Source organism: Streptosporangium sp. NPDC049644 (genome assembly GCF_040675205.1).
Classification (GTDB): domain Bacteria; phylum Actinomycetota; class Actinomycetes; order Streptosporangiales; family Streptosporangiaceae; genus Streptosporangium; species Streptosporangium fukuiense.
Genome location: NZ_JBFAOJ010000046.1, coordinates 25,615 through 48,567, shown reverse-complemented (window position 1 = coordinate 48,567; position 22,953 = coordinate 25,615). Strand labels below are relative to the sequence as shown.

The 22,953-nt window shown below is 69.9% G+C and carries 20 protein-coding genes; 14 read left to right on the top strand and 6 right to left on the bottom strand.

Annotated features, from left to right (window positions below; translation table 11 throughout):
* Window positions 1–118 precede the first annotated feature (118 nt).
* From AB0J58_RS24700 to hsaA, 7 genes are all read left to right on the top strand, one after another.
* The gene (locus AB0J58_RS24700) at window positions 119–988 is read left to right on the top strand and encodes an alpha/beta fold hydrolase (RefSeq protein WP_364219294.1); all 870 of its coding nucleotides are present in this window, start codon (window positions 119–121) and stop codon (window positions 986–988) included.
* On the top strand, window positions 985–2,673 hold the full coding sequence (locus AB0J58_RS24695; protein ID WP_364219291.1) for an FAD-binding protein: 1,689 nt from the start codon (window positions 985–987) through the stop codon (window positions 2,671–2,673). The genes AB0J58_RS24700 and AB0J58_RS24695 overlap by 4 nt, the downstream gene beginning before the upstream one ends.
* The gene (locus AB0J58_RS24690) at window positions 2,670–3,704 is read left to right on the top strand and encodes a ferredoxin--NADP reductase (RefSeq protein WP_364219288.1); all 1,035 of its coding nucleotides are present in this window, start codon (window positions 2,670–2,672) and stop codon (window positions 3,702–3,704) included. Before AB0J58_RS24695 ends, AB0J58_RS24690 begins: the two co-directional genes overlap by 4 nt.
* Before the next feature lie 151 nt (window positions 3,705–3,855).
* Entirely contained in the window at window positions 3,856–4,656 is an 801-nt protein-coding gene (locus tag AB0J58_RS24685; protein ID WP_364219286.1) for a 2-keto-4-pentenoate hydratase, read from the top strand.
* Between the two features lie 10 nt (window positions 4,657–4,666).
* The gene (locus AB0J58_RS24680) at window positions 4,667–5,569 is read left to right on the top strand and encodes an acetaldehyde dehydrogenase (acetylating) (RefSeq protein WP_364219283.1); all 903 of its coding nucleotides are present in this window, start codon (window positions 4,667–4,669) and stop codon (window positions 5,567–5,569) included.
* 18 nt (window positions 5,570–5,587) lie between these two features.
* Window positions 5,588–6,610 carry a 4-hydroxy-2-oxovalerate aldolase gene (gene dmpG / locus AB0J58_RS24675; RefSeq protein WP_364219280.1) on the top strand — a complete coding sequence of 341 codons (1,023 nt, stop codon included), beginning with the start codon at window positions 5,588–5,590 and terminating at the stop codon, window positions 6,608–6,610.
* Entirely contained in the window at window positions 6,607–7,842 is a 1,236-nt protein-coding gene (gene hsaA / locus AB0J58_RS24670) for a 3-hydroxy-9,10-secoandrosta-1,3,5(10)-triene-9,17-dione monooxygenase oxygenase subunit (RefSeq protein WP_364219277.1), read from the top strand. The genes dmpG and hsaA overlap by 4 nt, the downstream gene beginning before the upstream one ends.
* Before the next feature lie 154 nt (window positions 7,843–7,996).
* Here hsaA and AB0J58_RS24665 read toward each other — a convergent pair whose 3' ends face one another.
* The 3 genes from AB0J58_RS24665 to AB0J58_RS24655 are packed head-to-tail and all read right to left on the bottom strand — an operon-like array spanning window position 7,997 to window position 11,374.
* Complete coding sequence (locus AB0J58_RS24665) at window positions 7,997–8,368, bottom strand: nuclear transport factor 2 family protein (RefSeq protein ID WP_364219274.1); 372 nt, start codon at window positions 8,366–8,368, stop codon at window positions 7,997–7,999.
* Window positions 8,365–9,909, bottom strand: coding sequence for an FAD-binding protein (locus AB0J58_RS24660; RefSeq protein ID WP_364219271.1), 1,545 nt, complete (start codon window positions 9,907–9,909; stop codon window positions 8,365–8,367). Before AB0J58_RS24660 ends, AB0J58_RS24665 begins: the two co-directional genes overlap by 4 nt.
* Window positions 9,890–11,374 carry an FAD-dependent oxidoreductase gene (locus AB0J58_RS24655; protein WP_364219268.1) on the bottom strand — a complete coding sequence of 495 codons (1,485 nt, stop codon included), beginning with the start codon at window positions 11,372–11,374 and terminating at the stop codon, window positions 9,890–9,892. The genes AB0J58_RS24660 and AB0J58_RS24655 overlap by 20 nt, the downstream gene beginning before the upstream one ends.
* Window positions 11,375–11,791: 417 nt before the next feature.
* Between AB0J58_RS24655 and AB0J58_RS24650 the strand changes: the two genes are divergently transcribed.
* Together AB0J58_RS24650 and AB0J58_RS24645 are read left to right on the top strand one after the other, a co-directional pair.
* Window positions 11,792–12,157: a hypothetical protein gene (locus tag AB0J58_RS24650; RefSeq protein ID WP_364219265.1), complete on the top strand. Its 366-nt coding sequence runs from the start codon at window positions 11,792–11,794 to the stop codon at window positions 12,155–12,157.
* A 259-nt stretch (window positions 12,158–12,416) separates the two neighbouring features.
* Entirely contained in the window at window positions 12,417–13,910 is a 1,494-nt protein-coding gene (locus AB0J58_RS24645) for an MFS transporter (protein WP_364219262.1), read from the top strand.
* 58 nt (window positions 13,911–13,968) lie between these two features.
* Here the strand turns inward: AB0J58_RS24645 and AB0J58_RS24640 are convergent, their stop codons facing one another.
* On the bottom strand, window positions 13,969–15,423 hold the full coding sequence (locus tag AB0J58_RS24640) for an MFS transporter (protein WP_364219259.1): 1,455 nt from the start codon (window positions 15,421–15,423) through the stop codon (window positions 13,969–13,971).
* 315 nt (window positions 15,424–15,738) lie between these two features.
* Between AB0J58_RS24640 and AB0J58_RS24635 the strand changes: the two genes are divergently transcribed.
* From AB0J58_RS24635 to AB0J58_RS24615, 5 genes are all read left to right on the top strand, one after another.
* Complete coding sequence (locus tag AB0J58_RS24635) at window positions 15,739–16,899, top strand: Rieske 2Fe-2S domain-containing protein (protein WP_364219256.1); 1,161 nt, start codon at window positions 15,739–15,741, stop codon at window positions 16,897–16,899.
* A gap of 101 nt (window positions 16,900–17,000) precedes the next feature.
* Entirely contained in the window at window positions 17,001–17,213 is a 213-nt protein-coding gene (locus tag AB0J58_RS24630) for a hypothetical protein (RefSeq protein ID WP_355560619.1), read from the top strand.
* 170 nt (window positions 17,214–17,383) lie between these two features.
* A complete protein-coding gene (locus tag AB0J58_RS24625) occupies window positions 17,384–17,995 on the top strand; it encodes a TetR family transcriptional regulator (protein ID WP_364219253.1) in 612 nt (203 codons plus the stop codon).
* Between the two features lie 334 nt (window positions 17,996–18,329).
* A complete protein-coding gene (locus tag AB0J58_RS24620) occupies window positions 18,330–19,514 on the top strand; it encodes an acyl-CoA dehydrogenase family protein (protein ID WP_364219250.1) in 1,185 nt (394 codons plus the stop codon).
* Window positions 19,515–19,567: 53 nt separating this feature from the next.
* Window positions 19,568–20,455, top strand: coding sequence for a VOC family protein (locus tag AB0J58_RS24615; protein ID WP_364219247.1), 888 nt, complete (start codon window positions 19,568–19,570; stop codon window positions 20,453–20,455).
* Between the two features lie 378 nt (window positions 20,456–20,833).
* Here AB0J58_RS24615 and AB0J58_RS24610 read toward each other — a convergent pair whose 3' ends face one another.
* Together AB0J58_RS24610 and AB0J58_RS24605 are read right to left on the bottom strand one after the other, a co-directional pair.
* Window positions 20,834–21,703 (bottom strand): VOC family protein, encoded by an 870-nt coding sequence (locus AB0J58_RS24610; protein ID WP_364219244.1) that lies wholly within the window; start codon window positions 21,701–21,703, stop codon window positions 20,834–20,836.
* Between the two features lie 36 nt (window positions 21,704–21,739).
* On the bottom strand, window positions 21,740–22,915 hold the full coding sequence (locus AB0J58_RS24605; protein ID WP_364219241.1) for an acyl-CoA dehydrogenase family protein: 1,176 nt from the start codon (window positions 22,913–22,915) through the stop codon (window positions 21,740–21,742).
* Window positions 22,916–22,953 lie beyond the last annotated feature (38 nt).

The following is a 22,953-nucleotide window of genomic DNA, read 5'->3' as shown; positions in this document are numbered from 1 at the left end:
CGGCCGATCCCGGGCGGAGGCGGGCCGGGTCTCACTCATCGGGAGGAACGATCCGCTCTCCGGCTCTCGCGGGCTACCTTCCCCGAAGCCGATACTCCGCGATGAACGGGACGGATGAATGCTTACCGAGCTGACCTACGAGTCGACGGCGCGGGAACTTGTGACCGACCAGGGTGTACTGCGCTACCACGAAGCCGGCGAGGGCCCGCCGTTGCTGCTCCTGCACGGCTCGGGGCCCGGAGTCACCGGATGGCGGAACTTCCGAGGCAACCTCGCGGTCCTGGCGGAGCGCTTCCGCTGCCTGATCCTGGAATTCCCCGGTTTCGGGGTGAGCGACTCCACCGGTGAGCATCCCATGGCGGGAGCGCAGGCAGCGGTGATCCGCTTCCTCGACGGGCTCGGCCTCCAGCAGGTCGACGTGATCGGCAACTCCATGGGCGGGATCGTGGGCGCCCAGGTGGCGATGGCCCATCCCGACCGGGTGCGCCGGTTGGTCACCATCGGCGGCGTCGGCAGGAACCTGTTCAGCCCGGGCCCCGGCGAGGGCATCAAGCTGCTCATGGATTTCACCGAGGAGCCCACCCGGGAGCGGCTCGTCCAGTGGCTGGACTCCATGGTCTACGACCGGTCCCTGGTCACCGAGGAGCTGATCGAGGAGCGCTGGGCGCTGGCCACCGAACCGGCCACCCTGGCAGGCGCCCGCCGGATGTACGGCAAGGCGGCGTTCGCCGCCGGCGCCGCGGCCGCGGCGGCCTCGGACGCCCCGCCGTACTGGGCGATGCTGCACAAGATCAAGGCCAAGACACTGATCACCTGGGGCCGCGACGACCGGGTCAGCCCGGTCGACATGGCGATCCTGCCGATGCGGTCCATTCCCGACGTCGAGGTGCACATCTTCCCGGACTGTGGTCACTGGGTGATGATCGAGCAGAAAGCCGCCTGGGAGAGCGTCGTGCTGGCCTTCCTGACCAGGAAGGACGAGCGGTGAGCGAGTGGGACCACGAGTTCGACCTGGTCATCGTGGGCAGCGGCGGCGGCGGCATGACGGCGGCGCTGACCGCGCACGACAGCGGCCTGTCCGCGGTGGTGGTCGAGAAGGGCGCGGCGTTCGGCGGCAGCACCGGGATTTCCGGTGGCGGCATCTGGATCCCCAACAATCCCACCCTGCGGGCCGAGGGGCACGACGACAGCCGCGAGTCCATCCGCCGCTACCTTGATCTGCTGACCGAGCGCAGGGTCCCCGCGGCCCGGCTCGACGCGTTCGTGGACAACGGCCCGGCCGCGATGGAACTGCTCGGCAGGAGCAGGTGGATCCGGTTCTTCTGGACCAGGGGTTACGCCGACTACCACCCCGAGTTCGAAGGCGGCAGGCCGCTGGGCCGGTCGATCGAGCCGATCCCGTTCGACACCCGAAAGCTCGGCGAGGACGAGAAGTACCAGCGCCCCAACGGAATGAAGGGCCCGCTGGGCCTGTGGGTCACCAGCAAGGACTACCACGACCTGGCCATGGTCAAGCGCACCTGGAGCGGTCGCCGGGCGTCGATCGTCGCCGCCTGGCGGGTCTCGTCGAACCTGTTCCGCCGCCGCCATATGTCCACCGGCGGGCGCGCGCTCGTCGCCCGGCTGCGGATGGCGCTGAAGGACGCGCGGATCCCGCTGTGGCTGCGGACGCCGATGACCGAACTCGTCACCGACGAAAGCGGCGCCGTCACCGGCATCGTCGCCCGGCGCGACGGGAAGACCGTCCGGATCCGCGGCAGGTACGGGGTACTGCTGGCGACCGGTGGTTTCGACCACAACCAGGAAATGCGCGACAAGTACCTGCCCGGTGGCGGTCGAACCGACTTCGGCATGGGCGCCACGGAGAACACCGGCGACGGCATCCTGGCGGGAGAGCGGCTCGGTGCGGCCCTCGACCTGATGGACGACGCCTGGTGGATGCCGGCCGTACGGCACCCGGCGGGGGCGACCATCCCGCTGGTGTCCGAGCGGTGCATCCCACCGTCGGTCATCGTGTCGCAGCAGGGGCGGCGGTTCACCAATGAGTCCGCCCCGTACGTCAACTTCGTGCACGACCAGCTGGCCGGCGGGCACGTGCCCGTGTGGTTCGTGATGGACGCCAAGGCCCGGGCGCGGTACCCGTTCGCGCAGATCCTTCCCGGGGCGCCGATCCCGGAGGCGTTCTACGAGCGGGGCGTGGCGTTCCGCGCGGACACGCTCGCCGAGCTGGCGGTGAAGGTCGGCATACCCGCCGACGCGCTGGCCGAGACCGTCGAGCGCTTCAACCGGTTCGCCAGGGCCGGCAAGGACGAGGACTTCGGCCGGGGCGACAGCGCCTACGACCGTTACTACGGTGACCCCACGCTGAGGAATCCGAACCTCGACGTGATCGACAAGGCGCCGTACTACGCCTTCCGCGTCGAGGCCGGCGACCTCGGCACCAAGGGCGGGCTGGTCTGCGACGAGCACAGCCGGGTGCTGCGCCCCGACGACTCGGTGATCGAAGGGCTGTACGCCACCGGGAACACCTCCGCGTCGGTCATGGGCAACGAGTACGCGGGTCCCGGCGCCACGATCGGCCCCTCGATCGTCTTCGGGTACATCGCCGCCCGGCACGCGGCGGGGCGAGGCCGGCCGGCCGTTTCCGCGGCCAGGGAGGAGTGGGGAGCATGACCCAGCCGGGACCGCTGAAGGCGCGGGTCGTCGAGGTCATCCGGGAGACCTCCGACGCGCACTCACTGGTGCTGGAGCCCGCCGACGGAGACCACACCCGGTTCGGCTACCGGCCCGGCCAGTTCCTCACCATCCGGGTGCCCACCACCCGCCCGGAGGGCGCGGCGCGCTGCTACTCGCTGAGCAGCTCACCGGTGTGCGACGAGAAGCTCAAGGTGACGGTGAAGCGCACCCGGGGCGGCTACGGGTCGAACTGGATCTGCGATCACGTCACCGAGGGGGACATGCTGGAGGTGCTGCGACCGGCGGGCACGTTCGTCCCCGGCTCGCTCGATGAGGACCTGCTGCTGCTGGCCGGCGGCAGCGGTATCACCCCGGTCATGTCGATCCTCAAATCGTGCCTGCGCGGAGGTGCCGGCGCCGTCTTCCTCCTGTACGCCAACCGCGACGAGAACTCGGTGATCTTCCGCGACGAACTGGTCGCGCTGAGCGCCGAGTACGGCGAGCGGCTGACCGTCGTCCACTGGCTGGAGTCGGTGCAGGGCCTGCCCGGCGCGAGCAGCCTGGCCGCGCTGACCCGGCCCTACACCGACCGGGAGGCGTTCGTCTGCGGCCCCGGCCCGTTCATGGATCTCGCCGTGCGGGTCCTCGCCGACCTGGCTGTCCCGAGGCGGCGGGTCAATGTCGAGCGTTTCGAGTCACTGGCCACCGACCCCTTCGCCGGGCCCGGTGTCGCAATCGACTCGTCGGGCCCCGGCAGCACGGTCGAGATCGAGCTGGACGGTGAGAAGAGGACGCTGGCCTGGCCGAAGGGCAACAAGCTCCTTGACGTGCTGCTGGCGGCCGGTATGGAGGCGCCGTACTCGTGCCGTGAGGGGTCCTGCAGCGCCTGCGCGTGCGTGCTGCTGGAAGGCGAGGTCGCGCTGGAGCGCAACACGGTCCTCGACGAGCAGGACCTCGCCGACGGGCTGATCCTTTCCTGCCAGGCGATCCCGCTCAGCGAGCATCTCAAGATCACCTACGACGGGTGAACCTCGTCCGCGCCCGGACCCTTTCACCGAGGGGGGACCGGTGCCGTTGGGAGGGCCGTCACGGAAATCCCGCGTCACCGTCGACCATCCCCATCCATCAACCGCCCGCACCGCACAGACGCGATGCGGGACACGAATTCTGGAGGACCGAATGCTGGAGGTAACGCGACGAGAGTCCGCGGCCGAACGGCTGTGGGAGGCCGAGCGGGATCGGGTGCCGATCGAACCGCTGACCGACGCGTACCCGGGCATCGGCGTGGTGGACGCCTACGAGGTCCAGCTCATCAACATCCGCCGCCGCCTCGCCGCCGGGGCCCGGGTGTACGGCCACAAGGTGGGACTCTCCTCCCCGGTGATGCAGCGGATGATGGGCGTGGACGAGCCCGACTACGGTCATCTGCTCGACACGATGGTGCTGTCGCAGAACGTGCCGATCCGGGCCGACCGGTACTGCTACCCCCGGATCGAGGTGGAGATCGGGTACGTGCTCGGGGCGAGCCTCCCGGGCGAGGGGTGCACCGAGGAGGACGTGCTCGCCGCCACCGAGTACGTCGTGCCGAGCATCGAACTGATCGACAGCCGCATCAGGGACTGGCGGATCCGCCTGGCCGACACCATCGCGGACAACGCGTCCTCGGCCGGCCTGATCCTGGGTGACGCCCGGATGAGCCCGGCCGACCTGACGGCCGCGGGCATGGACGTCGCCGACATCGAGGCCGTGCTCTACGCCGGTGACGCCGAGATCACCAGGGGCAACACCAACGCGGTGCTGGGGAACCCGACCACCGCCGTGGCCTGGCTGGCCAGGAAGGTGGCCTCCTTCGGAGTGAAGCTCGAAGCCGGGCACGTCATCCTCCCCGGGTCCTGCACCAGGGCGATCGACGCGCGCCCCGGCGACATCTTCCGTGCCGAGTTCTCCGGGCTCGGCTCCGTGACCGCTCGATTCGAATAAGGGTGACACAGTGACCAAGGCGACCGCCGCGATCGTCGGCTCGGGCAACATCGGGACCGACCTGATGTACAAGCTGCTCCGCTCCGACGTCATCCAGCCGCGCTGGATGATCGGCATTGATTCGGACAGTCCCGGCCTGAAGCGGGCGGAGTCCGCCGGCCTGATCGCCTCGGCCGAGGGCGTCGAGTGGCTGCTCGCCCAGGCCGAACGGCCGGACATCGTCTTCGAGGCGACCTCGGCGTACGTCCACCGGGAGAACGCCCCCAGGTATCAGGCGCTCGGCATTCCGGCCGTGGACCTGACCCCGGCCGCGATCGGGCCGGCGGTGGTACCCGCCGTCAACCTCGGGGCCCACCTCGACGTGCCCAACGTCAGCCTGATCACCTGTGGCGGGCAGGCGACGATCCCGATCGTGTACGCCGTCTCCCGGGTGACCGAGGTGGCCTACGCGGAGATCGTCGCCAGTGTGGCCTCTCCGTCGGCGGGCCCCGGGACCCGGGCCAACATCGACGAGTTCACCCGCACCACCGCGCGGGGCATCGAGATGATCGGTGGCGCACGGAAGGGCAAGGCCATCATCATCCTCAACCCGGCCGAGCCGCCGATGCTCATGCAGGACACGGTGTTCTGCTCGATCCCGCTCGACGCCGACCGGGACGTGATCGCGGCCTCGATCAAGGACGTGGTCGGCACCGTGGCAGCGTACGTGCCCGGCTACCGGCTGCGCGCCGAACCGCAGTTCGACGACCCCACGCCGATGAGCGGCGGGCTCGCCCGGGTCGCCGTGTTCATCGAGGTCGAGGGCGCGGGCGACTTCCTGCCGCCGTACTCCGGGAACCTCGACATCATGACCGCCGCCGCCGCCAAGGTCGGCGAAGGCTTCGCGCAGCGCATTCTCGCCGAGCGCTCCTAGTCACAGGGAGATCGATCCATGTCCTACAGCTCCGACCTCGACATCCGGATCACCGACTCGTCGCTGCGCGACGGCTCGCACGCCAAGCAGCACCAGTTCACCGTCGAGCACGTCCGATCCATCGTCGCCGCGCTGGACGACGCGGGCGTGCCGGTGATCGAGGTCACTCACGGCGACGGGCTCGGCGGCTCGTCGTTCAACTACGGCTTCAGCCACACTCCGGAGCAGGAGCTGATCAAGGCCGCGGTGGCGACGGCGAAGCGAGCGAAGATCGCGTTCCTGATGCTGCCCGGCCTGGGCGTCCAGGACGACATCCGCGAGGCCGCCGCGAACGGCGCGAGCATCTGCCGGATCGCCACCCACTGCACCGAGGCGGACATCTCCGTCCAGCACTTCGGGCTGGCCAGGAAGCTCGGCCTGGAGACGGTCGGGTTCCTGATGATGGCGCACAGCCAACCGCCCGAGGTCCTCGCCCGGCAGGGGCGGATCATGGCCGACGCGGGATGTCAGTGTGTGTACGTGGTCGACTCGGCCGGCGCGCTGATCATGGAGGAGACCGGCGACCGGATCGCCGCGCTCGTGGCCGAGCTCGGATCCGACGCCCAGGTCGGTTTCCACGGCCATGAGAACCTCGGCCTCGGCGTGGCCAACTCGGTCATCGCCGTGCGGGCGGGAGCCCTCCAGATCGACGGCTCGACGCGAAGGTTCGGCGCCGGTGCCGGCAACACGCCCGTCGAGGGGTTCGCCGCGGTCGCCGAGAAGCTCGGCATCCGCACCGGCATCGACACCCTGAAGATCATCGATGCCGCCGAGGACGTCGTCCGTCCGGTCATGGACGGCGAGTGCCTGCTCGACCGGCTGTCGCTCACCATGGGCTACGCCGGTGTCTACTCCAGCTTCCTGAAGCACGCCGACCGCCAGGCGAGGAAGTACGGCGTGTCGGGCGCCGAGATCCTCATCGAGGCCGGGCGCCGTAAGCTCGTCGGCGGCCAGGAGGACCAGCTCATCGAGATCGCGGTCGCCCTCGCGGCGGGGAGATGAGAGTCGGTACGGCGCGCCGGCGCGAACGGCACGGGCCGGGCGAACGCGACCCTTCCGTGTCTCCCGCGGGTGACGAGGTCCTGGACGCGGTCCGCGCGCTGTTGCCGAGGATCGGGGAGCGGGCGGGCGCAGCCGACGTGGACCGGCGGGTGCCCGAGGAGACGGTACGGGAGCTCATCCGGACAGGGGTCTTCCGGATGCTGCAGCCCAGAAGATACGGCGGCGCCGAGAGCGACCCGGTGAGGTTCTTCGAGATCGTCCGGGAGATCTCCGCGGTCTGCGGATCCACCGGCTGGGTGGTCTCCGTGCTCGGCGTCCACCCGTGGCAACTCGCCCTGTTCGACGAGGCCGCGCAGGACGAGGTCTGGGGGGAGGACCCGGACGTGCTCGTGTCCTCGTCGTACGCTCCCGTGGGGCGGCTCACTCCGGTCGAGGGCGGATACGAGCTCTCCGGCCGGTGGCGTTTCTCCTCCGGTTGCGGCCACGCGTCGTGGGCACTGGTCGGGGCCCTGGTGGTGGAGAAGCAGGGCAGGCCGGTGGACTTCATGACCCTTCTCGTCCCTCGCACCGACTACGTGATCGAGGATGTCTGGGATGTCATCGGACTGCGTGGCACGGCCAGCAACGACATCATCGTGGAGCGGGTGTTCGTGCCCGAGCACCGCACCATGCGCAACTACGAGCAGGCACAACTGCGCGGTCCCGGCCAGAGGGTGAATACCGGCCCGCTCTACCGGATGCCGTTCGCGACCGTCTTCACCAACGCGATCACAGCTCCCGTCGTCGGCATGGCGGCCGGTTGCTACCGGGCCTACGTCACCGCCATGCGTGACCGGATACGGCTGAGTCTGGGCGGCGGCCGGTTCGCCGAGGAGCAGTTCGCCCAGGTCGCGGTGGCCCGGGCCGCTTCGGAGATCGACGCGGCGGTGCTGCAGACGGACCGCAACGTGCGCGAGGTGTACGAGTACGCCGTCCGGGGCGAGCACATTCCGATGGAGTTGCGGCTGCGCGTCCGCAGGGACCAGGTCCGTGCCACCCAGAGGGCGGTGGAGGCGATCGACAGTCTCTTCAAGACCGCCGGAGGGAACTCGCTCGGCCGAGGCAACCCCATCGAGCGGGCCTGGCGGGACGCGCACGCGGGCAGCGTTCACGTCGCCAACGACGTCGAGCGTGCCCTGGGGATGTACGGCAAGGGCGAGTTCGGCCTGACCGTCGAGGACAGTCTGGTCTGATGCCGTCCGGGTCCCGGCGGGCCCCGGACGGGCGGGTGGAACGGCCACAGGCCCGGCGCGCGACGCGCCGGGCCTGTGCCATGGACGACCTATGTCGTCGGGTGGTCCGCCTGGCGGCGGAGGACGGCGGCCCGGCCGACCGCGCACCGAGGGTTCACTGTGCCTCCCGCATGTCGTCGCCGCTCCAGTACGCCCTCATACCGGTGATCCGCTGGTCTTCGTCAAAGGTCATCACGTCGATCGGCTCGATGTCGAACGTCCGGTCACCCAGTTCGGTCCGCACCCGGAAGTGGAAGGCGGCGCTGTCGCCGGCGATGCGAACGGTCAGCAGCTCCGTGTCCCGCCGCGCGCCCTCGAGCGCCGAGTAGAACTCGCGGATCGCGGCCCGGCCACGACGCGGCTCGCTGCCCACCGGATCCTCAAGCGTCCCGTCCTCCGCGTAGCAGGACGCTATGTCGTCAGCGGTCCCGTTCGCCACGGCGTCCAGGTAACGGACGACGGCATCGTTGATCTTCCTCGTGCTCATCGGTCCTCCAGCCGGAGCCGGGTGGCGGCGCGATAGCCGAAGACCATTCCGGAGCCGAGCGGGACCCCGGGGGCCGGGTAGGCGTGCCCGGCGACCGAGGCGGCCGAGTTGCCGATGGCGTAGAGGCCGGGGATCGCGTTTCCGCCCCTGTCGAGCACCTGCCCGTCCTCCCCGATCCGTGCGCCGCCCTTGGTGCCGAGGTCCCCCAGCACCACCTGCACCGCGTGGAACGGAGCCCGCTCGATCGGGACGAGGCAGCTGTTCGGGCCGTCACCGGCGGCGAAGAACAGGTCGTAGGGATCCTCGCCGCGGTGGAAGTCGGTGTCCACGCCGGAGGCGGCGAAGCCGTTGAACCGCGTGACGGTCTTGCCGAGCACGTCGGCGGGTACGCCGATCCGTTCGGCGAGGCCCGTGAGCGTGTCGGCGCTGCGCCACAGGCCGGCCGTGCGGAACTCCTCGGGATCGGGCGCCGGCTGGGAGATCCCCGGTACGTTCGGGAAGCGCTCGTCGAAGATCCACCAGACCGGGAGGTGCGACACACCGGTGGCGTGTCCCGCGCGGATCTCGTGGCCCATCCGGTCGTACGGCAGCGACTCGTTGGCGAATCGCTCGCCCGCGGCGTTCACGAAGATGCCCCCGCGCAGGCCGAGGGTGAAGGCGGCGTGGCCGTTGGGGAACAGCACGGCCGGGCACCACCACGACTCGTCGGTCAGGTCCGTCGCGGCGCCCACCGCCTGGAGCGCGGCGAGCGCGTCCCCGGTGTTCGACCCGGGCGCGGCCGACGACCAGTCCGAGCCGGGCATGTCCTGCAACTCGCGCCGCAACTCCGCGTTGCGCTCGAATCCGCCGGCGGCCACGATCACGCCGCGCTTGGCGCGGATCATCAGTGCGCGGCCCTCGTGCTCGGCCTCCAGGCCGACGACCCGGCCGTCCTCGACCACCAGCGAGCGCATCCGCGTTCCGGTCCGCAGGGCGGCGTTCCCGGTCCCGTCGAGGGCGAGCAGCAACCGGCCGATGAGGGCCTGCCCCCCGGCCAGCGTCTCTCGCTCCTGCGGCAGGCCGAACTGGTCGATCGAGATCGGCGGGCGCACCTGATCGAGCCTGGCGCCCAGCAGGTGCGCCGGCAGCGGCGTGGGGCAGATTCCCCGGCCGCCTGGGGCGCGCCCCGGAGCCGCGAAGTAGTCCGGGAACGGCAGGTACTCGAACTCCAGCACCGGGTCGCGGTCCAGGAACTCCACCAGCTCGGGCGCCGTCGACACGTACGCCTCCTGCAGCGCGGCCGGGGTGCGGTCGCCGACGACGGCCCGGAAGTACTCCAGCCCCCGCTCCACGCTGTCCCCGATGCCCGCCTGGCGCAGGATGTGGTTGCCGGGCAGCCACAGGCCCGACCCGGAGTAGGCGCTGGTGCCCCCGAAGTACTCCGTCTTCTCCAGCACCAGGGTGCGCAGTCCGCCCGCCGCCGCCGTGTAGGCCGCCGTCAGTGCGGCGCCTCCGGATCCCACGACGACGACGTCGGCCGTCTCATCCCACTGAACCGGCACTGATCTCCTCCAGATCGCTCGTGATGGCGGACGGTGCGGCGGCCGTGCGGCCGGCGACCCGTCCGAAGGCGAGGGCATCGGCGATGTGGAACCCGCCGTCCTTCGCCCAGCTGTATGTGGAGCTCACCGACCCCGCGGCGTACAGGCCGGGGATGGCCGAGCCGAACGGGTCGAGGACCCGGCAGTGCTCGTCGCGGCGCGGCCCCCCGCTGGTCCACCCCAGCAGCGGCGCCAGCTCGAAGGCGTAGTAGGGGCCCTGATCCAGCGGGGTGAGGCTCTCGGCCCGGCGGCCGAACCGCTCGTCGCGGCCGGCGGCGCAGGCCGCGTTCCAGTGGCGGACCGTCTCGACGAGGGTCTCTGGGTCGACGCCCAGCTCGGCGGCCAGCCCTTCGACGGTGTCGGCGCACCGGATCCAGCCGCGATCGATCTCGGCCTGGTTGTCGAGGCTCCATTCGTAGCCCTCGATGAGCACCTTCCACCCGACCGGCAGGTACTCGCGCGGCGGGCACAGCGGCCCGGCGCGGCGCGTGCGCTCGTCGAACACGACGTACGCGGGCTGCGCCGGGTGCAGCTCGTCGCGGCCGCGAATCCGCGACTGACCGTGGCCACCGAGCGCCGGGGTCTCGTCGACGAACCGGCGCCCGTCGGGCGCGACCCAGATGTAGCCCGTCGCGGGCGGCACCATGAAGAACCCGGTGTCCGAGCCGGGGACGCGTATCCCGCTGAACGCGGTCATGTTGCCCATGTGCCACAGGTCGGCCCCGGCCTTCTGCGCCATCCGGTGCCCGTCACCGGTGCCGGCCGGGCTTCCCCAGACCGGGCACGGCGCGAGTCGCAGGTAGTCGCGCACCATGGCGGGGTCGTTTTCGAAGCCACCGGTCGCCAGCACCACCCCGGTCCGGGCCCGCACCCGCAGTGACCCGCCGCCGGACTCGGCGACGACACCCGTGACCGCCCCACCGTCGACGATCAGTTCCCGGCCGGGCGTGGCGTAGCTGATCTCGACGCCCCGGGCGAGCGCCGCGTCGACGAGGAACCGGTACAGCAACTGGTCGCCCATCCGGCCCTCCAGGCTGTGGTAGCCGCCGTAGCAGTCGGCGCCGTCGAGGTGCGGGAACTCCGGGGTGTAGGCGCCGTTCACGGCCACGGCCGCGCCGAGGCCCTCGATCCACCGGGTGTTGTGCCGGGTCTCCTCCGCCCAGGTGCGGATGACCGCCTCGGACACCGGGAGGTCTCCGCACAGGCTGCGCAGATAGACGGCGGCTCGCTGGGCGTCGAGGTTCTCGAACCAGCTGCCGCCCGAAACCCGGGTGTTGCCGCCCGCGGTCTCGGGCGGGCACTTCTCCAGTACCAGGACCTCGGCGCCGGCCTCGCGAGCCGAGATGGCGGCGGCGAGACCGGCCGCGCCGGCGCCGAGAACCACGACCCCGGTCTGCCGGTCATATGGCTGCTGTGCTGACTGCATCGTCACTTCCGTCCGCATCGGCCCGCCGGAACCCGGGGGCGTGGTCTTCCGGGTAACCGGACCGTAATCAACGGCCTCGCCGCGCTCCCGGGCCGATCCCGCTCAGCAGGACGAGCGGGGCAGGACCGGGGCGCGGGTCCGGCCGGCGGCGCGAACAACCTGCCGATCGCCGGTCCCGACCGGCCGCCGGGTACGGACGTCGCCGTGCGGATGAGATTCGTGTCACCGCCTTCTCACCATTGGGTCCCGCTCATTGGGATGCCCGACGTGATCCGCGTCACTGGCGCTTAGCGTCTGCGCCAGTGCACGACGCCGCTCATCGCAGGTGCTCGGTGAAAGGCGCGGTCACCGTCGAACAGGAGGCCGAGGATGATGGTCAACGGTGCTGCTCAGCCGGCCTGGGCGCAGGGATCACCGGTGAGGGCGGCTCCGTACGCCTTCCTCAAGCTCGCCGCCGGACCTGACCCCACCGAGGACAGGCCAGGACGTTTCGACTGGCTTATCGGTTACGGCGTCCCGTTCGTACCGAAGCTGTGGAACGAGCCATCCTGGAAGGCGCCGACCGGGTACGGCCTGATGTACACCGGCGGAGAGAACGCCCGCCCCTTCGCCGGCCCGGTGCCCCCCACGGCTCGCGGTCACATCGTGCGCCTGGAGGGCAGGCGACCCGGTGAGCGGTCGGCCGGCTGGAACCTGGACGCGCGCGGTCACCACTCGCCGCAGGGTGAGGTCCCCGGCCTGGAAGGCGACCTGATTCCCGGACTTTCCGCCGCGGCGGCCTGAACCGGACGGGCCGGTCGCGCTCCGCGCCGCCCCTGATCTCCCCGAGCCCCGGCGGTTCCCCGCCGGGCCGGGATGACCGTACCCCCGCCGTGGGGGACCTGCGGTCCGTCATCGACCGGAAAACGTGCGTGACACCGCGGTGTCCGCGTGGTGCCAAGGAGGAACAGCATCCCCCGCCGGGACCTGCGCCACGAAGGCGCCGAGGTCCACGGCCACGCCGAGATTCATTGAAACATCACGTTTTTCTGGAGGCCTGACGATGAGTACTACGGATACGACGGTGGAGACGGGCGGGTGGACCCCACGGCTCGTCTTCTCCATGGTGACGATGGTCATGATCCTGGAGGGGACCGCGCTGGGGTTCAGTCTCGTGTCGACGGCGCTGCCGGCGATCACCACCCACTTCAAGACGGACCAGGGAGGCTGGCTCCTCACCGGCTTCATCCTCTCCGGGGCCGTCCTCTGCCCGCTGGTGGGGAAGCTGGCCGACATCCACGGTAAGCGGCGAATGATGATCGTCTGCCTGCTGGCGAGTACGGTCGGCTCGGTCATCGCGACCGTGGCGCCGACGTTCGGTGTGCTCATCGTGGGCCGGCTGCTGCAGGGCATCGTGCTGCCCACGATGTTCCTGAGCTACTCGCTGATGCGCGACGTGTACCCGCGGCGGATCCTGCCGCTGGCCAGCGCGGTCGCGATGACCGGCACCGGGGTCTTCTCCATCGGCGTGCCGTTCCTCATCGGATGGCTGCTCGACAACTGGGGCTTCCGCGGCCTGTTCGCCTTCGACGTTCTCTGGATGGCGATCCTCACCCCGCTGCTGCTGCTGACCACTGCGGAGACGCCGCTGCGCGTCCCCTCGCGGGTGGACTTCCTGGGCGCCGGCATGCTGGGCTCCGGCCTGGGCATCGTGCTCCTGGGGATCAGCTTCGGCAGTACGTGGGGCTGGGGCTCGGTCACCACCCTGGGCGCGTTCGCCGTCGGCCTGCTGCTCATGGCCGGGTTCGTCAGGCGGTCGCTGAACTTCCCAGAGCCGCTCGTCGACCTGCGGATCTTCACCCGCCGGCCGATCCTGCTCGCCGCGGTGACGGCCGCCACGGCATACGGGACGACCGGCCTCTCCGGCTCGATGTCTCCGATGATCGGCCTGACGCCGAGCGAGGCCGGGCTCGGCTACGGCCTGGGGATGACCGCGTCGGAGTACGCGATGATCTCGGCTCCGCAGTCGATGGCCATGGTGATCATGGGCATTGTCGTCGGCAAGCTGCTCAATCGTGTGGGCGGCGCGACCATGATGAAGATCGGCCTGCTGCTTCTCCTGGTGGGCGGTCTGCAACTCGGCTTCAACCACGGCAGCTACCTGCAGGTCCTCATCGCCGCCCTGCTGCTGGGTGCCGGGACGGGCCTGGCCTACGGCTCGATCCCCGGCATGGTCATCGCCGGTGCCCCGGCCGACAAGCAGGGCTCCATCGCCGGGATGGTGCAGGTGAGCTACAGCGGCTTCTCCAGCACCACACCGGTCATCCTGTTCGTCATCATGGGGCAGTTCGCGATGCGTACCCCGGACGGCACCGTTCTGTACCCCGAGAGCTCCATCAACGCGGGTGCGCTGTTCATGGCGGGCCTGATCGTCATCGGGCTGCTACTCGCCTCGACGGTCCTGCGGGTCCGCAAGCAGGACTCGATGATCGGCAAGGTCCCGGATTCGCTACCCGAGCCGCCCACCGTGGTGGCGGGCGCCGACGGCGGGCGCTGACCCTCATGGCGGCGGCCGCTCCACCGATCTCCGGATCGGTGGAGCGGCCGTTCCCTTTTCACCGGGCCGCGGTGGTGCGACGGGGACGCTGTAAAAGGAACAGGACAAGGGCGATCAGCGTGGTGATCCCACCGGCCGCGGTGAACGCGTCGTAGGCGCCGCGCGGCACGAACTCGGCGCCGACGGGAATCGTCGCGACGATGCCGAACACCGCGCTGCTCACCGACATGCCGACGGCGCGGGCCAGCGCGTTGATCCCGTTCGTGACGCCGATGTTCGCCTCCGGCGTGACCTGAAGGATCAGCGCGGGCAGGTTCGCCAGGATTATGGAGTTGCCGGCCGAGACGACGGCGATGACACAGATGAGCGCCCACAGCGATCCGTGCCCCAGCGGGATCTGGGCCGCGAACCCGGCGGCGGAGACCGCGCAGCCCAGCGCGATCGTCACCCGAGGAGTGACGACCCCGCTCAGCCTGGCCGACAGCGGGGCCACCGCCGCCGACAGCAGCCCTCCGGGCAGCAGACACAGACCGGTCATCAGCACCGACAGCCCGTGCCCGTAACCGGTCGCCACCGGTGCCTGGAGGCGTCCGACGATCCCGAGGAAGTTCGCGAACAACGCGAAGCCAATCAGGATCGACCCTCCGTTGATAGCGGCGGAGGAGCGGCTCGCCGCCGCTCTGAGGTCGATGAGCGGAGCATGGCGGCGAAGTTCCACCAGGGTCAGCAGGCACCCGGACGCCAGCGCCACGAGGAAGGACGTGATGGTCAGCGCGTTCGTCCAGCCCCACTCGCCACCGCGGTCGAGCCCGACCAGCAGGGCGACGATGAAGCAGGTGAGCAGCACCGCACCGGGGAAGTCGATCCGCTGCGCGCGCTCGCGCCGGGGCGGCGCCGGGACCGCCAGCAGCAGGGCGGCCACCGCGACCACACCCGCTAACGCCGAGACGGCGAACAGCCCGTGGAAGCCCCACAGCCGGGAGACCAGCCCGGCGGCCGGCAGCCCGAGCGCGCCGCCGATCCCCATCATCGCGCTGACGGAGGCGATGGCGGAGGCACGGCGGTTCGGCTCCAGGACCACCCCCACCAGGCTCATCCCGAGTGGGATCGTCGCGCTGGAGATCCCCTGGAGCGCCCGCCCGGCGATGAGGACGCCGATGTCGTCGCTCATCAAGCACATCAGGGATCCGAGGATCATCGCGCCGAGTGCCACGATCATCATCCTGCGCATCCCGAACTGGTCACCCAGCCTGCCCAGCACCGGGTGCGACACCGCGCCGGCGATGACCGTCGCGGTGACCAGCCAGGTGGCGACGGAGGGTGTGATTCCCAGGCGGCCGGGCAGTTCGGGCAGCACCGGGACGACCAGCGTCTGGTTGAGCGTGGTCACCAGGGTCGCGAAGGCGACGACGAGGACCACCCGTAACGGGTGCTTCACCACGGTGGGGGCCGGATCCGGAGCGCGTGCCGAATCCCCGCTGCCGGGCCCGGTCAAGATCTGGTGAGTGGTCATATCGGCCTTCGGTCTCCTTCGTTCACCCGGATCGAACGATTTCCTTCGCCCGCACCGGTCGATCCCACGGTGTCGGCGCCCGGGGTGCCCCACAACTCGTCTCCCGGCGAGCGGGACGGGCTTTCTCGCCGCGCGATCTCGACCGGAGAGCGGAGACCGGAAAGCGGTGTTTCGCGGAACGCGTCGCCGTGACTTGCGAAACGAGGTCCCGGTCAGTGGGAAAGGGGCGGTGTCGCACATCGCCGACTTCGCATGATGAGGATCCCGCGGGCAGGAACGTTCGGCCCGGGCGCATTGGACGGCAAGGGAGACTTCATGACGTCGCTACACACCGCCGGTGACGACGAGATCCGAGTGATCGAGGCGGCCCCGCCTCCGACACGTTATGCCCGGGGCTGGCACTGCCTCGGCCTGGCGAACGAGTTCAGGGACGGCAAACCGCACAAGATCGAGGCATTCGGCACCAAGCTGGTGGTGTTCGCCGACAGCACCGGCAAGCTGAACGTCCTCAACGCCTACTGCCCTCACATGGGCGGCGACCTCAGCCAGGGGGAGGTCAAGGGCGACACGATCGCCTGTCCCTTCCACGACTGGCGCTGGGCGGGCAACGGCCGGTGCACCAGCATCCCGTACGCCCGCCGGGTGCCGCCGCGGGCCCGCACCAGGACGTGGCTGGCCCTGGAGCGCAACGCGCAGCTGTACGTCTGGCACGACCCGCAGGGCAACCCGCCCCCGCCGGAGGTGACGATCCCGGAGATCGCCGCTGTGGGCACGTCGGAGTGGACCTCCTGGACGTGGAACCGGATCAAAATCGAGGGTTCCAACTGCCGGGAGATCGTCGACAACGTGGTCGACATGGCCCACTTCTTCTACATCCACTACGCGTTCCCGACGTACTTCAAGAACGTCTTCGAAGGGCACATCGCCGCACAGGACATGAACAGCCGTGCTCGGCCGGACATTCAGCTCGGCACGAACTATTCCGGTGAGAAGACCGACGGGCGTTCGGAGTCGGCGTACTACGGTCCGTCGTACATGATCGACTACCTGTGGAACACCGTCGGGGGACAGACGGTCGAGTCCGTCCTGATCAACTGCCACTACCCGGTGTCGCCGACCAGCTTCGTGCTCCAGTGGGGTGCGATGGTCAAGAAGCCGCAGGGCGTCTCCGACGACGAGGCGCAGGCGATGGCGGAGGGTTTCGCGGCCGGCGTGGAGACGGGTTTCCTGCAGGATGTGAAGATCTGGAAGAACAAGGCCAAGATCGACAATCCGCTGTTGTGCGAGGAGGACGGCCCGGTCTACCAGCTGCGCCGCTGGTACGAGCAGTTCTACGTCGACGTCGAGGACATCACGCCGGAGATGACCCAGCGGTTCGAGTTCGAGATCGACACCGAGCGGGCCAACCAGTTCTGGCAGAAGGAGGTCGACGACAACATCGCCAACGGCCGGATCGTCACCTCGGCTCCGGCCTAGCCCGTCCCGGCCGATCGGCCGGGACGGACCGGTGGTGGCGCCTCGTGACGAGGTGTCACCACCGTCAAGAACGTCAGTGATCGCAACCGAGGAGAGATTCCGTGCGCCCCGTGTCCTGCAGCAGTTGCGGTTCGTGCGTCCTGGTCAAGAAGCACAGCCTGGCGCACACGCTCGTCCAGTGGACCACCGAGACCGAGCAGTGCGTCGAGTTGAATCGGCATGCCGACCGGGGTCTCATCCCGACCTGCACGCGACTGCGCGACAGCATCGAGAACTCCGTCCGCCTCGGGGCCATCCCGGTTCCCGACCTCTGAGACGGCTGACGAGGCCGCCCCCGCCGACCACTCGGCACAAGGGGGCACCGAAGAAGTGGGCTCCACTCCGATGACGCGGTGGAGCCTATGTTCGTTAGGGCGCCGATATCCTGGGATCGGTATCCGTGCACGGTTCACTCGGGGGTAGACAGACCAGACAAGGGGGATTCGTGGCGAGAATCGCCGAAGTACGGGCTCCGGCGTCACCGACCTCGAAGAGCCAGATCGCCCGGCACAAGCGCATTCTGGACGCTGCTGCCGCGCTCGGCGCCCGCAAGCGGATCGACGTGGTGCAGATGCACGAGGTCGCCAAGGACGCCGATGTGGCGATCGCGACCCTGTATCGGTACTTTCCCTCCAAGAATGCGCTGTTCGCCGCGGTCTTCCATGCGGAGATCAGCGCTTTCCAGGAAAGCCGGCGCCCCGGCGAGGACGAGGACCTCGTCGACCAGGTCACCGGCCTCCTGGTGGGACTGAGCCGCCATCTGCTGCTGCGGCCGATGCTGGCCGCCGCGATGTTCCAGGCCAGCAGCGCCATATACGTGACGGCGACGATGGACGAGGTCGAACCGACGGAGTCCGAGCTCGGCCGCATTCTTCTGCGCATCATCGGGGCGGAGGAGCCGAACAGGCAGGATCTGAGCGTGGTGCGGCTGCTCACGCACTGCTGGTGGGGCACGCTGGTCTCGACCCTCAGTGGCCAGACGACCCCGGAGAGGGCGGCGGCCGACATCCGGCTGGCCGCGCGGCTGCTCCTCGCGCCGTACCCCGGAAATCGGTGACCGGGCGGCTTCCCACCGCCCGTCGCCGCGCCCGGAACCCGTCCGCCGCCACGTCCCGGTGAGCGGAACCCCGCTGCCGGCGCTGTCCGGGCCACCACTCGCCCACGGCCGCCGCCCGCGTCGAAACGGCGGCTGAGCTCCGCTTTTCCCGGCGCCGCGTGATGCGCGCCGACATGTTCCCGCCGCGGACGACGGGCCCGCCCACCGCACTCCCCGCGCAGTCCCGGCCAGCGGGATGTACGTGGACCCGGTGGTCGAAAGCGGCTTAGCGTCAGCGAGCCGCCGCAGAAACGGCGAGTTGCCACCCTCTCAGATTCAGTCCGGAGGTGCCTTGATGGCGCATGAAGTTGTTTCCCGAGTAGAGGAGATCGCCGGTCGGCTGGCCGCGGTCGCGGACGAGACCGAGCGCCTGGGCAAGCTGTCCGACGAGAGCGTGAAGCTGGTCCGCGAGGCCGGAGTGATGCGGCTGCTGCAGCCGACCGACTTCGGGGGATACGCGGCGCATCCCCGGGACTTCGCCGAGGCGGTGATGGCGGTGGCGAAGGCGTGCGGCTCAACGGGCTGGGTGTGCGGGGTCGGCGGGGTGCACCCGTGGGAGATGGCGTTGTGCGACCGCAGGCTGCAGGAGGAGGTGTGGGGCTCCGATCCGAACACGTGGATCGCCTCGCCGTACATGCCCAGCGGGGTGGCGACGCCGACCGACGGCGGGTACATCCTCAAGGGCCGCTGGCAGTTCTCCTCGGGCACCGACCACTGCGACTGGATCTTCCTCGGCGCGCTGCTCGGGGACGCCGAGGGCAAGCCCGCGCAGCCGATGAAGGGACTGCACGTGGTGCTGCCCCGTTCGGACTACACGATCGTCGAGGACTCCTGGGACGTCATCGGGCTGCGCGGGACCGGGAGCAAGGACGTCATCGTCGACGGCGCGTTCATCCCCGCCTACCGGACGATCGACGCCGCGGAGGTCGCCGAGGGCGAGGTCGCGGCCGAGCGGGCCGGCCGGACCGAGACGGTGTACAGGCTGCCGTTCTGGTCGATGTTCCCCCTGGGCATCACCTCGGCGGTGATCGGTATCTGCGAGGGCGCGCTCGCCACGCACCTGGACTACCAGCGGGACCGGGTGACGGCCTCCGGCACGAAGGTGAAGGACGACCCGTACACGCTGTACGCGATCTCCGAGGCCGCGTCCGAGATCGAGGCCGCGCGGCTGCAACTGCTCGACGGCATCAGCCGGCTTTACGACCTCGCCGACTCCGGAAAGCCGATCAGTTTCGCGGATCGGGCACTGGTCCGGCGCAACCAGGTTCGCTGCGCGTGGCGGGCGGTGTCGGCGGTCGACGAGATCTTCGCGCGGTCCGGCGGCAACGCGGTGCGCCGCAACAACCCGATGCAGCGGTTCTGGCGCGACGCGCACGTCGGGTTGCAGCACGCCATCCACATTCCCGGCAACACCTACCACGCGACGGCACTGACCCAGATGGGTGTCGAGCCGCAGGGCGCGCTGCGCGCGCTGATCTGATCCCCGTACCGGACGACCTCGACCAACCCCTCAACCGATTCAGGAGAGATGGCATGACCGACATCAGCTCGCTGGGCTACGTGCGGGTCCGGGCCACGGATCTGGACGCGTGGCGCGCGTTCGCCCTCGACACGATCGGATTCGCCGAAGGCACCGGCCCCGAATCCGACGCGCTGTACCTGCGCATGGACGAGCGGCACGCCCGCATCGTGCTGCTGCCCGGCGAGGAGGATCGGGTGGAGGCCGTCGGATGGGAGGTCCGCGACCACCTGGCGCTGCGGCGTGTGCAGTCGGCCGTCGAGGCGGCCGGGATCGCGACGAAGCCGCTGTCCCTGGAGGACGCCGACACCCGCCGGATCGAGGCGGGGATCGCCTTCCAGACCCCGGGCGGAACTCCGCTGGAGGTCTTCCACGGTCCCGCGCTGGACCACAGCCCGATCGCGACGAAGTTCGGCAACCGCTTCGTCGCCGGGCGGCTCGGCCTGGGCCACGTGGTGGTGCCGGTGAGCGACCTGGACGGCGACCACCGGTTCTACGCCGAGACCCTCGGCTTCCTGCCCCGCGGGGCCTTCCGCCTCCCGGCGCCGCCCGAGTACGGTCCGATCCGGCTGCGGTTCATGGGAGTCAACGCCCGGCACCACAGCCTGGCGATCATGCCGACCCCGGACCTCAAGGCGCCGGCGCTGGTGCACATCATGGTCGAGTGCGAGACCCTCGACGAGGTCGGCCAGGCCCTCGACCGCGTCACGGCGGGCGGCTACCATATCTCCTCGACACTGGGCCGGCACACCAACGACAAGATGGTCTCCTTCTACGTGCGCACCCCCGGCCGGTGGGACCTTGAGGTCGGCTGCGAAGGGATGCTCGTCGACGAGACCTCCTACACCGCCGAGGAAATCACCGCCGACAGCTACTGGGGCCACAAGTGGGACTGGAGCTGACCACGGATCGGCCCGGGCGGGGGCCTGAACCGCCCCGAAAGCGTCACGGATTCAGACGGCCGGCCGCCGTGGCGATGAGGACACGGCCGGCGAGAGAAAGCCCGCCGACTTAGCGGAGCGAGCGAGTTCGGGCGGCATCGCGGTCGGCGGCGTACAGGCCGCGGATCGCGGTGCCGTCCTCGCGGCGCACCTCACCGAACTCCTCGTCCACGATCGGCCCGCCGACCGAAGACGTCGCCGAGGGCGCACTTACGGCGTACCGCGACGAGCGGGTGCGTGCTCGACACGCCAGCGCCCAGCGGTGCGAGGTACGTGCGCCGGGGAGTGGGAGGCAGGCGCCGGCGGCGGCCGGGGTCCGGCCGCCGCCGGTCGACCCGATCAGGCCGAAGGCGCGGGCGGTGGAGTGAAGCGGTGCCCCCAGAACGCGCCTTCCGTGATGTCGTAGCTGGGGGCGTCGATGCCGACCCGGTCACCGTCATAGCCGAACTCGACGGCGTGCAGGTCAGGGGACCAGACATAGAACGACACCATGTGGTCGTTCGTGTGCCGGCCCAACGACTGCATCATCGGGACCCCGAGGTCGTACGCGCGGTCGAGCGCCCGGCCCACGTCGTCGAGGCTGCCGCCCTCGAACATGAAGTGGAGCAGGCCAGGACCGGATGAGGGCGCGAGCCCGAGCGTGTGCTGGCGGGCGTTGCACCCCAGGAAGTACAGCATGCCGGCGGGTGTCTCGGTGGTGTTGCGCTCGGTGAAACCCAGCAGGTCCACGTAGAAGGCGTAGGCGGCCTCGACGTCGGTGACGTTGAGGATGATGTGCCCCATCCCCAGGTCACCGGTCACGAACCTCGACACGCCGGGGGTCCGCACCTCGGAATGATCGAATCTCGGTCCGTGGAAGAGCTCGATCGGGTTGCCGCTCGGGTCGGTGAAGGCGGCGAAACCGCTCACCCGGCGGGCCTCGCAGTCCTCCTTGCCGCCGCGGGCGACGGTGACGCCGGCCGCCTCCAGCTTCTGGATCGCGGTCTCGAGGTCCCGGGCGTGGGTGACCTGGAAACCGGCTGCCCGCAGGCCTGGACTCTCGGCGGGGATCAGGGCGAGCCGGTGCTGGAAATCGTCGATGCGGTAGTGGAGTGCGCCCTCGGTCGGGCCGGGCACCTCCTGGAGGGCCAGGAACTCACCCGCGAACGTGCGCCATTTCTCGACGTCGGTGACGTTGATGCGGAGGTAGCCGAGTGAATGGATGGGCATTGTGGTGGCATCCCTTTCGGGTAGGACCTGCTCGGATCAGTAGGCGCCGGGAATGCTCGGCAGCAGCGCGTCGCCTTCGACCAGGTAGCGGCCGTAAACGGGGTATGTCCCGTCGGGCAGGTTCATGGCGTGGTGCTCGCCGGCGTGCACGTCGCGCCAGAGCTGCTGGATCAGGCTGGTGGTCTTGATCGACCGCGGCCCGCCGCTCTGGTAGGCCTTGTCGGCGGCCGCGACGGCCATTCCGACCGCGATCATGTGGTCGCGCTTGCCGCGCATGCGCTGTGCGGATGTCGGGTCCTCGCCCCGGAGAGCGGTCTCGTAGAGGTCACCGAGGTTGCGCAGCAACATGTCCCGAGCGAGGTCGATCTCGCCGGAGGCTTCCGCGAACCGCGTCAGCGTGAGATCACCGGGCATCGTTCTCGGGTTGGCCGCGAACTTGTCGCGGTGCACCTGCAACGCCTCGTCCAGCGCGGATGAGGCGATGCCGATCAGCGGTACCACGACCGAGTTCAGTAGTACTCCGAACCACGGCATGTTGAACAGCGCGCCCGTGTTGACCTCCTTGCCCGGGACGTTGCGCTCAAGGGTGTCCGACACGTTGAGCGAGCGGTGCTCCGGCACGAACTGCTCGGTCACCACGATGTCATTGCTGCCGGTGCCGACGAGTCCGGACGCGTGCCAGACATCGACGATCTCGTAGTCGGAGCGCGGCAGGAGGAAATGCCGGTACTCGGGCGGGCCGCCCGCGCCGTCTGTGACGAGGCCGCCGACCAGGACCCAGTCGCAGTAGTCGCTGCCCGACGAGAAGCTCCAGCGGCCGGTCAGCACGTGCCCGCCCGGCACCTGTTTCGCCGTGCCGGCCGGGCCGTAGGAGGAGCTGATCCAGGTGTCCGGGTCCACGCCGAACACCTCCTTCTGCGCCTTGTCGGGGAACAGGCCGATGTGCCAGGAGTGCACTCCGACGACGCCGGTGACCCAGCCGGCCGAACCGGAGGCACGCGAGATCGCGTACATCGCCTCGTTGAATACGCGGGGGTCGGCCTCGTAGCCGCCGTAGCGGGCAGGCTGGATGATCCGCATGACGCCGATCTCGCGGAACCTCTTCACCACCTCGGGCGAGAGCCTGCGCAGCTCGGACGACTCGGTTTCGAGGCGGCGCAGCTCGTCGGAGAAGTCGGCGATGGCGTCCAGGACGGGATGCGTTGGGTACATGGTGGGTCCCTGCTTCTGCGTGTGGTGCGCGGTGCTCG